The organism is Curtobacterium sp. MCBA15_004, assembly GCF_001865055.2.
GTDB lineage: Bacteria > Actinomycetota > Actinomycetes > Actinomycetales > Microbacteriaceae > Curtobacterium.
This window is the reverse complement of sequence record NZ_CP126266.1, coordinates 1,302,907-1,316,293: the sequence shown is the minus strand read 5'-3', so window position 1 is coordinate 1,316,293 and position 13,387 is coordinate 1,302,907. Positions and strand designations below refer to the sequence as shown.

Sequence of the window (13,387 nt, the reverse complement as noted above, 5' to 3'; positions counted from 1 at the left end):
ACCAGCGCTCCCCCGGGACGACGGGAGGCGCGGTGCGAACCCGCACCGCGCCTCCCGTCCGATCCTCGGGACGCGTCGATCGACGATCGTCCTGGACGAGCGTCTGCTCAGACGTCCGTCTCGTCGGCGGCGGCCAGCTGCCCGCACGCCCCGTCGATCTCCTTGCCGCGGGTGTCGCGCAGCGTGGTCGGGACCCCGGCCGCGTTGAGCCGACGGACGAACTCGTCCTGCACGTGCGGCTCGGAGGAGGTCCACACTGAGCCCGGCGTCGGGTTGAGCGGGATCGGGTTCACGTGCACCCAACCCTTGCCGCGCGCGTTGAGCTTGTCGGCGAGCAGGTCCGCACGCCAGGCGTGGTCGTTCATGTCCTTGATGAGCGCGTACTCGATCGAGACCCGGCGGCCGGTCTTGGCGTAGTACTCGTACGCGGCGTCGATCGCCTCGTCGGCCTTCCAGCGCGAGTTGACCGGGATGAGCTCGTCGCGGAGCTCGTCGTCCGGGGCGTGCAACGAGAGCGCGAAGGTGATCGGGATGTTCTCGTCGGCGAGCTTCTTGATCGCCGGCACCAGGCCCACGGTCGAGATCGTGATGCCGCGGGCGCTCATGCCGAGGCCGTGCGGCTGCGGCGCCACCATCGTGCGGACGGCGTCCATCACGCGCTTGTAGTTCGCGAGCGGCTCCCCCATGCCCATGAACACGATGTTCGTGACGCGCTCGGCGTCCACCCGGTCCTTGCCGCCCTTGCGCGGGTCGCCGCCGAGTTCGCCGGCCGCGATGGCCGCGTTCGCCCGGACGATCTGCTCGATGATCTCGGCGGTGGACATGTTGCGGGTGAGCCCCTGCTGGCCGGTCGCGCAGAACGGGCAGTTCATGCCGCAGCCCGCCTGCGACGAGACGCAGAGGGTGATCCGACCGGGGTAGCGCATGAGCACCGACTCGACGAGGGCGCCGTCGTGCAGCTTCCAGAGGAACTTGATCGTGTCGCCCTTGTCCGTCGCCAACCGTCGGGTCTCGGTGAGCAGGGGCGGCAGCATCCCGGCGACGAGCTGCTCGCGCTGTGCGGCCGGCAGGTCGGTCATCCGCTCCGGGTCGGAGGTGTGGTGCGTGAAGTAGTGCGTCGAGAGCTGCTTGGCACGGAAGCCGGGGAGTCCGAGCTCCTGCACCTTCGCCACACGCTCCTCGACGGTCAGGTCGGCGAGGTGCTCCGGCGGCTTGCCTCGCTTGGGCGACGCGAACTGCAGGAGGGGACGGCCCTCGGAGTCCTGCGCCTGGGTCCAGCCCTCGGTGCGCGGCCGCACCTGCGGACGAGCAGAACGCTGCTCTTCGAACGGGGTGCGGGTCTCGGTGGCCATCACTCCAGTTTACGGGAGGCGCGCAAGGCCTCCGTCGCGCGGGGTGCATGGCCGTGTGGACGGCGGAGCGGACGGGAGGCGCGGGCCGGCTCGGCGGGTCGGGTCACTGCCGACAGGTGGTCGCGTCCCGTTCGGGCGGCGGTCAGGACCGGAGGCGCGCGGCCGGTCCGGAGGCGCGCGGTCGGTCCGCCGGCGGGGGGCTGGCGCACGCGGTCTCGGGCCCCGGTCCCGGGTCCGTGGTGCGCGCCGGGTTCGCCCGACGCGCACCACGGGTCACTGTCCGGCGGGCAGCAGCCGGGCGAAGTGGTGGGCGTTCGGGTACACCGGCACGATGTCGACCGGGTCGCCCGGGTGCGGCGCCTGCAGCACGAGCCCGTCGCCGAGGAAGATCCCGACGTGGTCCTGGTCGTCGAACACCACGAGGTCGCCGGGCTTCGCCTCGGACGCGGGGATGGTCGTCGCGACGTCGTCCTGCGTCGGCACGTAGTGCGCGAGCGGGATGCCGACGGCCGCGTACGCCACCATCGTCAGTCCGGAGCAGTCGATGCCCTGGTGGCTCGCGCCGCCCTCGACGTACGGGTCGCCCATGTACTGCAGGGCGGTCGAGATGATCGTCGCGCGGGGACCACCGGACGACAGCGCCGCGGAGATCGCCTGCTCGGCCTGCTCCGTCGTGACGCCCCACTTCGTGACGATCGTCGGGTAGGAGACGACCGTCGTGGTGGTGGTCATGCCGTCGGTCGAGACGACCGGGACCTCGACGTCGCGGGCGACGGTGAAGGACTGCGAGCGGTACGGCGCCGAGGACGAGACGGGTTGACCGGCATCGTCGAGCGGTGCGGCGGTCGCCGGCAGGGAGAGCGTGAGGCTCGAGGTCACGGCGAGCGCCGGTGCGAGCAGGATCGCGGCGCGCTTGGCGGTCGCCGCCCGGCGCATGTGGCGGGGGTCGACGGCACGCTCGGCACGGAGGGCAGCCGACCGGGACAGGACGACGGTCCCCGCGACGGGCGGCACGACGACGACCGTGCGCGCGGCGGCGGCGCGGCGGGTGCGCTCGTCGCGGTGACGGCGGGTGTGGCCGTGGGACACGGCGGGGGCCGGCACGCCGACGGTCGGTGCGCCGGTGGTCGGTGCGGTCTCGACCGGGGCCGCCACGACGGGCGTCGGGACCGTGCGGCCCTGCTGGGGTGCGGACGTCAGCGTCCGGGTGACGGGGGCCACGCGCTCGGTCGCCCCGGTCGGCACCGGCGTCTGCACGGCGGCGTCGGCGGCCGGTCCGAGGGCCGATCGGCGACCGCGGGGGCGACGCATCGGCGCAGCGTCCCCGGCGGCGCGGTGCGCGTCCGGCACGGGGGTGGCCGAGGTGCGGTCGACGGACGGGAGGACGACGGGTGCGGGTGCCGTCTCGACGCGGCGTGCGGTGGTGCTGCGGTCGAGGACGGTGGCGTCGGGTGCTGCGGGGAGGGCGTGACGTCCCATGGTTCCTTCCGGGTCGAGCGGGTGGCTCGAGAAGACAACGTATTGGTAACGAAGCTGGGTCCGACTGGGCAGCGGCGGCCGTTCCCTGCGGGTCGTCTCAGTTTCGGGCGCAACCTGCAGCCGACACCGAGGAGAGCACCCGCCGGTGTCCCCCGGTCTGTCCCCCGCCTCACTCGCCCTCGTCGCGGCCGACCCGGCGGTCAGGAGCGGTCGAGGTGCGCTTGCACGAGTGCCTGCACGGCTGCGGCGTCGTGGTGGTCCCACAGTGCGAAGTGGGTCCCGCCGGGCAGGGTGACGAGCTCGACGTCCGGCACCGCAGCGGCGACGCGGGCGCTGTGCTCGGGCGGCACGTCGGTGTCGGCGTCGCCGTGCACGAGCAGGGTCGGAGCCCGGACGGCACCGAGCTCGAGGTCCTCCACGGCACCCAGCACCCGGACGTCGTTGTCCCACCCGCCACGGTGTCCACCGGAGGCGTTGCCGCCCGTCGCGAGGTCGAGCACGAACCCGCGACGCAACGGGTCGCGCATGACGTCGGCGACGTGGTCCCGGAGCGCCGCACCCCGGAGGGAGCTGACGCCCTCCGACGCGGCGCGGACCACGACGCCGGGCAGGACGCGGGCGGCGAGCGCCGAGAGCCGGGACCCCAGCCGCGTCCGCGAGACGATCCACTCGGCCACCGAGGGGCGCGGCGGCGTCCACCGACCCGACAGTCCGGCGGCGACGACGAGTGCGGAGACGCGGTCGGGGTGCCGGACGGCGAGCCGGTAGGCAGCCGGTCCCCCGCCGGACCAGGCCAGCACGGCGACGCGGTCGATGCCGAGCCGGTCGAGGAGTGCGACGTACCGGTCGCTCTCGTCGTCGAGCGAGGACCGCCCCGGCAGGAGCGACGTCCCGGCGTACCCGGGGCGCGCCACGGAGACGACCCGGAAGCGGTCGGCGGGCAGGAACCGACCCATCACCTCGGCGGTGCGGAGTCCGCCCGGGGTGCCGTGCAGCACGAGCACCGGCGATCCCGCGCCGCGCACGGTGGCGGCGACACCGTCGGTGTCGGTCGTCGGGGACGATCCGGGCTGCATCACTCCACGGTACCCAGGCGACCACGTCGCGGGCCGGGGGTGCGGGTCGGGGACGAGCCGCGCCTCCCGGCCGGTCTGCCGACCACCTCGTGGACGGTCACCCGGCACGGCGGGCCGACGCCCTGCGGACCGGTCCGCCGACCCCGACGAGCCGTCGTTGGCCGCGCAGGGTGGCACCGGGGAACTCGCCGTACTGCGCCGCGTATGCACCGGAGAAGCGGCCCATGTGCCGGAAGCCGCACGAGTGCGCGACGGCGGCGACCGACGTCTCGCGGACGTCGGCGAGCTGGAGTGCCAGCCGGGCCTTCTCGAGGCGGAGGTCCCGGAGGAAGGCCGTGGGGGTCGTGCCCTCGCGGCGTTGGAACGTCTCCTGCAGCGTGCGGACGCTGACCTCGGCCGCCGCTGCGATGTCCGCGGTGGCGAGCGGCCGCGCGAAGTGCGCGTACATGAAGGACTTCGCCCGAACGATCGTGCCGACCGGGACGTCGGGCGGTCCGCCGTCGCGCTCGGGGCGGAACGCCTGCAGGACGGCCTCGGCGAGCCGCAGGTCGAGTGCCGCGCGTTCGCCGTCGACCACGGTCTCGTCGAGCAGACGGGCGGCGACCTCGCGGAGCACCGCCTGCAGGGGCGCGAGGTGGCTCGAGGGCACCGAGACCGGGAAGGCGAGCGGGACCGGGGCGTTGCCGTCCTCGACGACCGCGACCGCCTCGAGGAAGTCGGCGTCGAAGTGCACGAGGTGCACCGTCCCGGGCGGTGCCGTGGCGGCGAAGGGCCGACCCGCCGGGCACATCACGGGGACGCCGGCGCGGAGGGTGACGCCGTCCTCGCGGTCCGGGTCGATGACGACGCCGCCCTCGACGGACCAGGCGAGGACGTACTGCCGGTCGGGGGCGAGCACACCGGACCGGTGCGCCGACACGGACGAGGTGCGGAGGGTGACGTGGTCGTCGCCCGTGCAGCGGTAGCGGAAGGTGAACGGGGCGGTGGGGGTGCGTGCCGGGTGGTCGTTGTCGGCGTGCGGGTCGGTGCCGGCGCCGGTGCCGGTGCCGGCGTGCGGATCGGTCGTGAAGGTGACGTCGCGGGCGTCGTACACCTCTTCGTAGAGGGCGCGGGCGTCGTCCGGGTCGCTCCCACCGCGGTGGACGGTGCGCGGCGTCGCGGCGTGCGTCGGCGCGAGTGTCGGCGGCCCGACGTCCGCCTGCGCGGCGGTCACCGGTGCTCCGGTCTCCGCGGCACGGGTGTGCCGACGAGGTCGGCGAGCGACGGGGCGGCCACCGGCTCCGCGAGCTCCCACCCGCGACGGGCGGCCCGCCGGAGGTGGCGGTAGGTGGTCACGTGGACCTGCTGGACGTGCTGGTCGGTCTCGTACTTCGACATCGTCGTGCTCCCTGCATCACGGCGCCGCTGCACCGCCCCGTCCGACCCCCTGCGGATCGTCCGTGCGACGCCGACGCACTGCGGACTCGTCGTGTCCCGGACGGTACGCGGCGGCGTCCCGTCCGCCGGATCAGATCCGCGCATGGTGGATGTCTCGGATCCCCTTCTCCGGAGTGCATTGTTCGCCTACTATGCGAACTATGCTGATCACCGTTGACCCCGCAGCGCGGGCCTCGCTCGCCGAGCAGATCGCCGCGCAGGTGCGGACCGCGATCGCCCGCGGGGAGCTCCGGGAGGGCGAGAAGCTGCCGTCCGCGCGGGACCTCGCGGCGGCGGTCGACGTGAACAGGCACACGGTGCTGCGCGCCTACGCGCGGCTGCAGGAGGACGGGCTCATCGAGCTCCGTCGCGGCCGGGGGGCCACCGTGCTCCGGTCCGGCAACGCCTCGTTCGACCAGCTGCGCTCGCTGGTCGGCGAACTCCGCGACCAGGCGGAGGCCCTCGGGGTCCCGCTCGACGACCTGTTCACCATGATCAAGGGGGCACGATGACGACACGACCGATGAGCCGAGCGACACGGACGGCGGTGACCGCACCGGCGGCGGTGCTGCTCCTCGCGCTCCTGGTGGCGGCGGTGGCCCTCGGGCCCGAGCTGCCCGCCCGCATCGCGCAGCACTTCGACGCCGCCGGCACCGCGAACGGGTGGGGGTCGCCGTGGCCGGTGTTCGGCGGGGCCCTCGCGACCGCGGTCGTCGCGCTCGGCGTCGCCCTCGCGGTACCCCGGTTCCCCGACCGACGGACCGCCGCCATGGTCGTGCTCGTCACGGAGCTGCTCGCCTCGGTGCTCGTCGTCACCTGGATCCTGCTGGCGGTCGTGAACCGGTCCGCCGAACCCACCCTGCCCGTCGCCGCGACGCTCGTCGTCGTGCCGGTCGCGGTCGTGGCCGGGGCGGTCCCGCTCGTCGCCCTCTGGCGGACGGCCGGCCCGGTCCCCCGTCGCGCGGTCGCGCCGCTGGCGGTGCCGCCCGGTGCCCGGGTCGCGTGGCGGGGCCGTGCCGGGAGCCGCTGGTTCGCGGTGCTCGGGGTCCTGCTCACGGTGATCGGCGTGGTCGCGGCGGTGATGGTCGGCGTCGGGGCGGACGCCACCGGGACCGCGGTCATCACGGGTGGGGTGTCCGTGTTCGTCGGCCTCACGGTGCTCGTGCTCGCCCGGGTCGAGGTCACCGTCGACCGCCGCGGTCTCCGGGTGACCTCCGCCGTGACCCGGCTCCCGCTCATGCGCGTCCCGCTCGACCAGGTCCGGTCCTGCGGGTGGGAGGACGTCTCCCCCGGACAGTGGGGCGGTTGGGGGTACCGGATCAGCGGTCGGGGCGTCGCGTACGTCTCGCGATCGGGACCGGGGCTCGTCGTCGAGACAGTGGGTGGCGGCGCCCGCCTGGTGACCGTGGACGGGGCAGCCGAGGCGGCCGCCACCCTCGGGGCGCTGCTCGAGGCGCGCGCGGCCTGACCCGGCCGCGACAGGTGGACGCGACCCCGGGCGGACGGGAGGGACGGGGTCGGGCCGCCACGCCCCTCCCCTCCGTCGTGGGCGGACGGGAGGGACGGGGCGGCCAGCCACGCGCCTCCCGTCGGTCGGTCGGCCGTGGAGGCCGGGAGGCACGGGGCGGGGCCGCCACGCGCCTCCCGGCCGGATCGTTGCCGGACCGGCAACGCGGCTTGCGCCGCGGCGCAGCCGCGCGGTGGACTGACCGGATGCACGAGCACGACACCGCTGCCGCCCGAGCCGACGAGCGCGGCGCCCAGGTCGACGAGCGGGACGCCCGCACCTGGTGGGAGGAGCGCTACGCCGAGCGCGACGGCATCTGGTCGGGCCGCGTGAACGCCGTCCTCGCCGCCGTCGCCGCGGAGCTGCCGGGCGGCACCGCCCTCGACCTGGGGTGCGGCGAGGGCGGTGACGTCGTCTGGCTCGCCGGGCGGGGCTGGCACGCGACCGGGGTCGACCTCTCCCCCACGGCGGTCGCCCGTGCCGCAGCCGCCGCGACCACCGCCGGGGTGGCCGACCGTACCGCGTTCGCCGCTGCGGACCTCGCCACCTGGGTGCCCCCGGCGGGCGAGCGGTACGACCTCGTCACGGCGTCGTTCCTGCAGTCGTGGCCGGTCGAGATCCCGCGCGCGGCGATCCTGCGACGGGCCGCCGGGTTCGTCGCACCCGGCGGGCACGTCCTGGTCACCGCGCACGCCGCGCCCCCGCACCGCGACCTGCCCGCGGAGATGCGGTCGTACCGGTTCCCGACGCCCGAGGAGGACCTCGCCGCACTACGGGGCGACGACCGTGACACGTGGGAGGTCCGCCACGCCGAGCTCCGACCGCGGACCGCGACCGCCCCGGACGGGACGGCGCACGAGACGGCCGACAGCGTGGTGCTGCTGCGTCGGCGGAGCTGACCGACCGGACCCGGCCGGGCTGGGCCCAGCCGGACCTGACCGGGTGGGACCTGACCGGGTCGGGCCTGACCGTGTCGGGCCGCGCCGGGCCGCGCTCGCTCAGGCGCCGTGCGCGTCCAGGGGCAGCGCGTCGTTCGTGGTGCGCAGCGATTCCTGCCGGAGTTCGAGCTGCGTGACCGCCAGCGCCGCGAGGTCCCGGAGGTTCGCCAGGTCGGCCTCCGAGGCCTCGCGCGGGTGCGTGTCGAGCACCGCGAGGGTGCCCACCGCGGTGCCGTCGTGGCGCAGCAGGGGGACGCTCACGTAGAAGCGCAGGCCGAGCGGGCCGGTGACGAGCGGGCTCTCGCGCATCTCGGGGTGGGTCGAGCCGTCCGGGATCACGACGGGCACCGGCACGGGTGCGAAGCCGTTGCGGAAGGTGATGTTGCGCGCGGCCTCGTCGACGCCCTCGGCGATCCACGACTGCGACCACTCGCGGTCCTCGTCGAGGACGTCGACCAGCGCGATCGGGGCGTCGAACAGCCGGGCGGCCATCGCGACGGTGCGCTGCAGCGACTCCTCGGGCAGGACGTCGAGCGTCGCGGGGCGCGTGCCCTCGGCGGTCGCCGGGCGGGTGCCGTCGGCGGTCGCGGGACGGGTGCCCTCGGCGGTCGTGGTGCGGCCGCCGTCGGTCGACCCGGGCGACTGACCGCCGGACGGGTCGCTGCTGGCCGTCTCGGCGATGACGACGTCGCGGAGCATCGCGACGAGCTGCCCGCCGACCGGACGGTCGGCCGGGGTCTGCGCGGTCATCGCGCGGAGCAGGTGCTTCCAGTGCTCGGGCAGCGGCTCCGGCAGGACCGGGCCGCGGGACAGGCGCGCGATCGCCGACTCGACGATGGAGCCGGGGAACTCCTGCCGTCGCGTGAAGCACTGCAGCAGCACGAGCCCGAGGGAGTACACGTCGCTCGCGGGTCCGACGTCGGCGCCGCGGGCCTGCTCCGGGCTGAGGTAGGCGGCGGTGCCGGTCGTGACGCCGTCGGCGGTGAGACGCTCGACCCCGGCGGCCAGGGCGATGCCGAAGTCCGTCAGCCGTGCACGCGCGCGCTCCGAGCCGTTGCCGTAGTCGACGAGCAGGATGTTCGACGGCTTGATGTCCCGGTGCACGACGCCGCGGGCGTGGATGTAGTCGAGCGCCTCGGCCATGTCGTAGCCGATCTCGCCGATGTGCCGCGACGCGAGGGGGCCGGCGGACAGCCGCGCCTCGAGGTCCTGGCCGACCACGAGCGACATCACGAGGTACCGCTGCGCCACACCGTCCTTGGTGGTGAGCACGCCGGTGTCGAGCAACCCGACCAGGTTGTGGTGCTCGAGCGAGGCGAGCACGCCGAGCTCGGCGTCCTGCCGGGCGATGTCGACCGACCCCGCGTGGAAGACCTTGACCGCGACCTGACGGTGCAGCACCTCGTCGGTCGCGCGGTACACGACGGACATGCCGCCGCGGCCGATGGCCTGCTCGATCCGGTACCGCCCGTCGAGGAGCGGCGCCGCGTCGTCGTGTCCCATGCGTTCCTCTTCGTGTCCGGGGGGCAACGATGCATCTTCGCATCCCGACACGCCGCCCGGTGCACTCACCGCCCGCGACGCCCCGGCACGGGGCAGACACGCCGCTACGGTGGCCAGATGACGCACTCGAGCGACGACGCGACCGGCCGGGACGACGGACGGGAGGCGCGTGGCGGCGCCGCCACGGGCCTCCCGTCCGTCCCGCCCCGACCCACGGACGCGACCTGGGAGGCGGAGGTGGCCGCCCTGTGGGACGACGCGGCCGTCGACGGGCAGGAGCGGATCGCGCGCATGCACGTGCTCGCGGCGGCCGCGCCGCATCCCGCCCTGGGCGCGTTCGAGCTGGGCGGGGCCTTCGACTCGGGCGGGCAGGAGGCGGCGGCACACGAGCAGTACGCGGCGGCGACCGCGGGGGGACTCGACGAGGTCGACCCGGACCGGGCCGCCCGGATGGTGGTGCAGCACGCGTCCACCCTGCGGAACCTCGGCCGGGTCGACGAGGCGATCGCCATGCTGCGGGACGCCCCCGAGCACCCGGCCACCGGGGCGGCGCCGCGGGTGTTCCTCGCCCTGGCGCTGCACAGTGCCGGGCGCGGTGACGAGGCGCTGCGGGTCGCGATCGAGGCGCTCGTCCCGACGCTGCCGCGCTACCACCGGTCGGTGCGGGCGTACGCGGCGGCGTTGACCGGGGAGTGACACCCTCGGCCGTGAGGCCTCCGGGACCGCACCGGGGACTGTCGCACGGGGACCCGCGGCACTAGCATCGGCGCCACCGCACACGCGACGAAGGAGTCCCGATGCCCGCACGGTTCGTGTACTGGATGAACGTCTCGGTCGACGGCTACATCGAGGCCGAGCCGGGTGAGCACGGCGGCCGGGACGCGCCGGGCTGGATCCGCATCGACGAGCAGCTGCACCAGGAGTTCAACGACCGGGCCCGGGCGATGACCATGTCGGTCGAGGGCCGCGTCGTCCGCGACATGATGGACCCCTACTGGCCCGACGCCCGGACGGACGAGTCCGCCCTCCCGGTGGAACGGGAGTACGGCGAGATCTGGACGGCCCAGCCGAAGGTGCTCGTGTCACGCAGCCGCACCAGTGCCGACCACGACACGACGGTCATCGGCGCCGACGGTGACGCGATCGAACGACTCGCGCAGATCCGCGAGGAGGGGTCGGGCGACGTCGGGGTCGGCGGTGCGAACGTCGCGACGCAGTTGCTCGACGCCGGCCTGCTCGACGAGCTCCTGTTGTTCGTCCACCCCGCGGTGCTCGGCCGCGGTCGACCGCTGTTCGACCCGCCGGCGTCGGGGACGCGGCCGGCGCTGCTGCTCGACCTGCTCGAGACGCGGTCGTTCGACAACAGCGTCGTCATGCACCGGTACGACATCCGACGGTGACGACGGACGGCGGACGAGACGGACGCCGCTGACGACGGACGGCCCGGATCGCGGTCGGTACGGACGACGAACGGACGGGAGGCGCGGTGCCAGCTGGCACCGCGCCTCCCGTCCGTCGTGGGTCGCCTGGTCGGATCAGTGACCCTGGGCCGCCTTCGCGACCTTCTTCCGCAGCTTCGCGCGCTGCTTGCGGGCGTGCGGATCGTTCCACGCCTTGCGGAGGGTCTCCGCGGTGCTCGTCTTCTTGACGACCGGCCGGTTCGACCGCGAACCGAGCCAAACGGCGATCAGGGCGACGACACCGAGGACGATGATGCGGTTGCGCATGGGGACTCCTTGCTGCTGGACGTGGGACGTGCGGTGGCGGTTCGTCCGGGTCCGGCTAGTGGACGCGGGCGGGTTTGGCGAGGGTGGTGCGGGTGCCGCCGGTGAGGTGGACCAGGACCGGGAGCTGGTGGCCCAGGGTCTGGTCGAGGGTGTCGACGGCGTGCTCGACCGCGGTCAGGACACCGACCGCGTCCCCACCACGACGGACGTGGACCTTGATCCGCGCGGCCCGCTGCTTCCGGACCAGGTACGTGTCGACCTTCGCCGCGACCACGTCGTGGACGTCGGCGAGTTCGTGGTCGACCACGTCCCGCACGAGCGCGACGTTCACGGTGACCTGGTCATCGCCCGTGCGTTCCCGGGCCGCGACCGAGGTGCCGCCACCACCACGGGTGAACACCACGACCAACGCCAGGATGATCACGACCGCGCAGACGGCGGCGATGATCCACAACGCCTGCGACGGCACGTCGACTGTCGACGGCAACGTGACGTACGGCTCCACGGCGTCGCGGACGGGGGTGAGGACCCCGGCGCCGATGACGACGCCGACGATGATCGCGACCAGGCCGAGCAGGAACAGCAGGATCCGGTTCAGGGTGCGGTTCGTGGTCGTCACGACAGGGTTCCCTTCTGTTCCACGTGCACCCTCACGCGGGTGCCGTGCTTGCCGCCGAGCCGGCCGAGGCGTTCCTGGACGGCGTCGCGGACGGCTGCCTGGTCGACGGGGATGCCGGACAGGGGCACCACGCGCACCTCGGTGTGGTGGCCGCGGGCGGTGGCGGAGGTGTTCGACTCGGGCAGGTGCGCGGCGGATGCTGCGGCGTTGGCTGCGGTCGAGGCGAGGATGCGGGTGTCGATCACGACGGCACCGCGGTCGTGGTCGATCGCGGAGCGCGACATCCGGCCGGGCTTGAGGGCGAGGACGACCAGGACGATCCCGGCGATCACGAGGACCGCGGCGATGACCTCGGCGATGGTCGTGAACGCCGCGTCGGGCTTCAGGGCGGTGTCGACCACGGTCTGCGGGTCGGCGAGCAGGGGTGCCTGACCGATCGCCTTCAGGACCGATTCAGTGCCGATCCACGCCGCGACGAGCGCGGTCACGACCAGGGCCACGGACACGGCGGTGGACCGGGACCGGTGCACGCTCCGGCGACGCAGGCGCCGCTCGATGCTGCTGGTGCTCATGGTTCCTCCTACCGGACCCGGCCCTCGTGCTCACGCACGATGCCGGTCAACTCGATGTGGGCGCGTCCGACCTTCCGGCCGGACAACTCCCCGACCCGGGCCCGGATGCGCTCGGCAGCGGCCGTGGCCGCACCGATGACGTCGTCCTGGGCCCGGATCGGGCCGGTGACCTCGAGCGACAGCACGCCGTCGTGGTCACCGAGGTCGACTCGGAGACGCTTCGCGGGAGCGCCGAGCCGTTCTGCTGCGACCGCCCGCGACAACGCGGTCAGTGCACGAGCGGTGATCTCGACGCGGCCCGGGACGTCCGGGCCGGCGCTCACCGGGAGCTCCGGCGTCCGGTCAGCACGTCGGTCAGGGCACCGCGGTCGATCTTGCCGGTCGACAGGGCAGCCACGAGGGCGCCGATCAGGCCGAACACGATGACCAGGACGAAGCCCCAGAACCCGAACTGCAGTGCCACGACGGCGAGGATCGCGCCGATCAGGGCGCCGACCAGTGTGTTACTCAACGCGCGACTCCTTCTTGTCCTCGTTGTCGTCGTCGTCGCCCGGGATGTAGACGTCCTGGACGGTCACGTTGACCTCGACGACGTCCATGCCGACGATCTGCTCGAGCGCACGGCTCACCGAGGCGCGGACGCCGTCGGCGAGCTGCTGCAGCGGCACGGGGTACTCGGCGACGATCACGACGTCGGCAGCGACCTGCTTCTCGCCGACCTCGACCTTGACGCCCTGGCCGTGGTCACGCTGGCCGATGGCGTCGCGGATGGCACCGATGGCGCGGGCCGCGCCGTTGCCGAGGGAGTGCACGCCGTTGACCTCGCGGGCCGCGATGCCGGCGACCTTCTCGACGACCGTGTCGTCGATCGTGGTCTTGCCGTTGGCGGACGACGGCTTGGTGCCGGCGGTGCGCGCGGCGGCCGGGGTGGTCGCAGAGGTCGTGGTGGTGGTGTCAGCCATGAGGTGTGCTCCTTCCGATGGGGACCCGCCGGGCTCGTGCCCAGCGGATGCTGTTCACGGATGAGACGGGCTGTCACCGAGGTTCGTCACGTCCCCCGTTCCGTTCCGAGCGATTCCCCAGGATCGGCGGATTCCCGCGGTGTGCTGTACCCCGATCGGGGTCCGGAGCGCGGTTGTCCTGCGCAACCTGGTCGCGCACGTGCGCCTTCCGGCGGTCCGGTGGCCGCCGTCGACGG

Annotated in this window: 17 protein-coding genes; 5 read left to right on the top strand and 12 right to left on the bottom strand. The window is 74.2% G+C overall.

Features of this window, described 5'->3' with window-relative positions; genetic code table 11:
- Positions 1–107 precede the first annotated feature (107 nt).
- The 5 genes from rlmN to QOL16_RS06205 all read right to left on the bottom strand — a co-directional run bounded on the left by rlmN (position 108) and on the right by QOL16_RS06205 (position 5,284).
- Positions 108–1,352, bottom strand: coding sequence for a 23S rRNA (adenine(2503)-C(2))-methyltransferase RlmN (gene rlmN, locus QOL16_RS06225; protein WP_065959908.1), 1,245 nt, complete (start codon positions 1,350–1,352; stop codon positions 108–110).
- Positions 1,353–1,625: 273 nt separating this feature from the next.
- Positions 1,626–2,831 carry a C40 family peptidase gene (locus QOL16_RS06220; RefSeq protein WP_071285643.1) on the bottom strand — a complete coding sequence of 402 codons (1,206 nt, stop codon included), beginning with the start codon at positions 2,829–2,831 and terminating at the stop codon, positions 1,626–1,628.
- 200 nt (positions 2,832–3,031) lie between these two features.
- Positions 3,032–3,907 (bottom strand): alpha/beta fold hydrolase, encoded by an 876-nt coding sequence (locus QOL16_RS06215; protein ID WP_071285646.1) that lies wholly within the window; start codon positions 3,905–3,907, stop codon positions 3,032–3,034.
- Between the two features lie 97 nt (positions 3,908–4,004).
- A complete protein-coding gene (locus tag QOL16_RS06210) occupies positions 4,005–5,120 on the bottom strand; it encodes a helix-turn-helix domain-containing protein (protein ID WP_071285648.1) in 1,116 nt (371 codons plus the stop codon).
- Complete coding sequence (locus tag QOL16_RS06205) at positions 5,117–5,284, bottom strand: hypothetical protein (protein ID WP_175473155.1); 168 nt, start codon at positions 5,282–5,284, stop codon at positions 5,117–5,119. The genes QOL16_RS06210 and QOL16_RS06205 overlap by 4 nt, the downstream gene beginning before the upstream one ends.
- Before the next feature lie 200 nt (positions 5,285–5,484).
- Between QOL16_RS06205 and QOL16_RS06200 the strand changes: the two genes are divergently transcribed.
- From QOL16_RS06200 to QOL16_RS06190, 3 genes are all read left to right on the top strand, one after another.
- A complete protein-coding gene (locus tag QOL16_RS06200; protein ID WP_071285650.1) occupies positions 5,485–5,835 on the top strand; it encodes a GntR family transcriptional regulator in 351 nt (116 codons plus the stop codon).
- Positions 5,836–5,846: 11 nt separating this feature from the next.
- A complete protein-coding gene (locus QOL16_RS06195; RefSeq protein ID WP_139266526.1) occupies positions 5,847–6,791 on the top strand; it encodes a DUF1648 domain-containing protein in 945 nt (314 codons plus the stop codon).
- A gap of 245 nt (positions 6,792–7,036) precedes the next feature.
- A complete protein-coding gene (locus tag QOL16_RS06190) occupies positions 7,037–7,729 on the top strand; it encodes a bifunctional 2-polyprenyl-6-hydroxyphenol methylase/3-demethylubiquinol 3-O-methyltransferase UbiG (protein WP_083394122.1) in 693 nt (230 codons plus the stop codon).
- A gap of 99 nt (positions 7,730–7,828) precedes the next feature.
- Here QOL16_RS06190 and QOL16_RS06185 read toward each other — a convergent pair whose 3' ends face one another.
- Complete coding sequence (locus tag QOL16_RS06185; protein ID WP_065959897.1) at positions 7,829–9,271, bottom strand: GAF domain-containing serine/threonine-protein kinase; 1,443 nt, start codon at positions 9,269–9,271, stop codon at positions 7,829–7,831.
- A 117-nt stretch (positions 9,272–9,388) separates the two neighbouring features.
- Between QOL16_RS06185 and QOL16_RS06180 the strand changes: the two genes are divergently transcribed.
- Together QOL16_RS06180 and QOL16_RS06175 are read left to right on the top strand one after the other, a co-directional pair.
- Positions 9,389–9,967 carry a tetratricopeptide repeat protein gene (locus tag QOL16_RS06180; protein ID WP_083395194.1) on the top strand — a complete coding sequence of 193 codons (579 nt, stop codon included), beginning with the start codon at positions 9,389–9,391 and terminating at the stop codon, positions 9,965–9,967.
- A 101-nt stretch (positions 9,968–10,068) separates the two neighbouring features.
- The gene (locus QOL16_RS06175; protein WP_071285658.1) at positions 10,069–10,671 is read left to right on the top strand and encodes a dihydrofolate reductase family protein; all 603 of its coding nucleotides are present in this window, start codon (positions 10,069–10,071) and stop codon (positions 10,669–10,671) included.
- Positions 10,672–10,806: 135 nt separating this feature from the next.
- Here the strand turns inward: QOL16_RS06175 and QOL16_RS06170 are convergent, their stop codons facing one another.
- The 6 genes from QOL16_RS06170 to QOL16_RS06145 are packed head-to-tail and all read right to left on the bottom strand — an operon-like array spanning position 10,807 to position 13,151.
- Entirely contained in the window at positions 10,807–10,998 is a 192-nt protein-coding gene (locus tag QOL16_RS06170) for a hypothetical protein (protein ID WP_071285660.1), read from the bottom strand.
- Between the two features lie 55 nt (positions 10,999–11,053).
- A complete protein-coding gene (locus QOL16_RS06165; protein ID WP_305411469.1) occupies positions 11,054–11,617 on the bottom strand; it encodes a hypothetical protein in 564 nt (187 codons plus the stop codon).
- Positions 11,614–12,189: a DUF6286 domain-containing protein gene (locus QOL16_RS06160; RefSeq protein ID WP_065959888.1), complete on the bottom strand. Its 576-nt coding sequence runs from the start codon at positions 12,187–12,189 to the stop codon at positions 11,614–11,616. The genes QOL16_RS06165 and QOL16_RS06160 overlap by 4 nt, the downstream gene beginning before the upstream one ends.
- Positions 12,190–12,197: 8 nt before the next feature.
- Complete coding sequence (locus tag QOL16_RS06155; protein ID WP_305411467.1) at positions 12,198–12,512, bottom strand: hypothetical protein; 315 nt, start codon at positions 12,510–12,512, stop codon at positions 12,198–12,200.
- A complete protein-coding gene (locus QOL16_RS06150; RefSeq protein WP_065959885.1) occupies positions 12,509–12,700 on the bottom strand; it encodes a DUF2273 domain-containing protein in 192 nt (63 codons plus the stop codon). Before QOL16_RS06150 ends, QOL16_RS06155 begins: the two co-directional genes overlap by 4 nt.
- Complete coding sequence (locus QOL16_RS06145; protein ID WP_065959883.1) at positions 12,693–13,151, bottom strand: Asp23/Gls24 family envelope stress response protein; 459 nt, start codon at positions 13,149–13,151, stop codon at positions 12,693–12,695. The genes QOL16_RS06150 and QOL16_RS06145 overlap by 8 nt, the downstream gene beginning before the upstream one ends.
- Between the last annotated feature and the right edge of the window lie 236 nt (positions 13,152–13,387).

Excerpts from the sequence above, each read along its gene's own strand:
- rlmN (WP_065959908.1), bottom strand. The coding sequence starts at position 1,352 with ATGGCCACCGAGACCCGCACCCCGTTCGAAGAGCAGCGTTCTGCTCGT.
- QOL16_RS06220 (WP_071285643.1), bottom strand. The coding sequence starts at position 2,831 with ATGGGACGTCACGCCCTCCCCGCAGCACCCGACGCCACCGTCCTCGAC.
- QOL16_RS06215 (WP_071285646.1), bottom strand. The coding sequence starts at position 3,907 with ATGCAGCCCGGATCGTCCCCGACGACCGACACCGACGGTGTCGCCGCC.
- QOL16_RS06205 (WP_175473155.1), bottom strand. The coding sequence starts at position 5,284 with ATGTCGAAGTACGAGACCGACCAGCACGTCCAGCAGGTCCACGTGACC.
- QOL16_RS06200 (WP_071285650.1), top strand. The coding sequence starts at position 5,485 with ATGCTGATCACCGTTGACCCCGCAGCGCGGGCCTCGCTCGCCGAGCAG.
- QOL16_RS06195 (WP_139266526.1), top strand. The coding sequence starts at position 5,847 with ATGAGCCGAGCGACACGGACGGCGGTGACCGCACCGGCGGCGGTGCTG.
- QOL16_RS06190 (WP_083394122.1), top strand. The coding sequence starts at position 7,037 with ATGCACGAGCACGACACCGCTGCCGCCCGAGCCGACGAGCGCGGCGCC.
- QOL16_RS06185 (WP_065959897.1), bottom strand. The coding sequence starts at position 9,271 with ATGGGACACGACGACGCGGCGCCGCTCCTCGACGGGCGGTACCGGATC.
- QOL16_RS06180 (WP_083395194.1), top strand. The coding sequence starts at position 9,389 with ATGACGCACTCGAGCGACGACGCGACCGGCCGGGACGACGGACGGGAG.
- QOL16_RS06175 (WP_071285658.1), top strand. The coding sequence starts at position 10,069 with ATGCCCGCACGGTTCGTGTACTGGATGAACGTCTCGGTCGACGGCTAC.
- QOL16_RS06170 (WP_071285660.1), bottom strand. The coding sequence starts at position 10,998 with ATGCGCAACCGCATCATCGTCCTCGGTGTCGTCGCCCTGATCGCCGTT.
- QOL16_RS06160 (WP_065959888.1), bottom strand. The coding sequence starts at position 12,189 with ATGAGCACCAGCAGCATCGAGCGGCGCCTGCGTCGCCGGAGCGTGCAC.
- QOL16_RS06145 (WP_065959883.1), bottom strand. The coding sequence starts at position 13,151 with ATGGCTGACACCACCACCACGACCTCTGCGACCACCCCGGCCGCCGCG.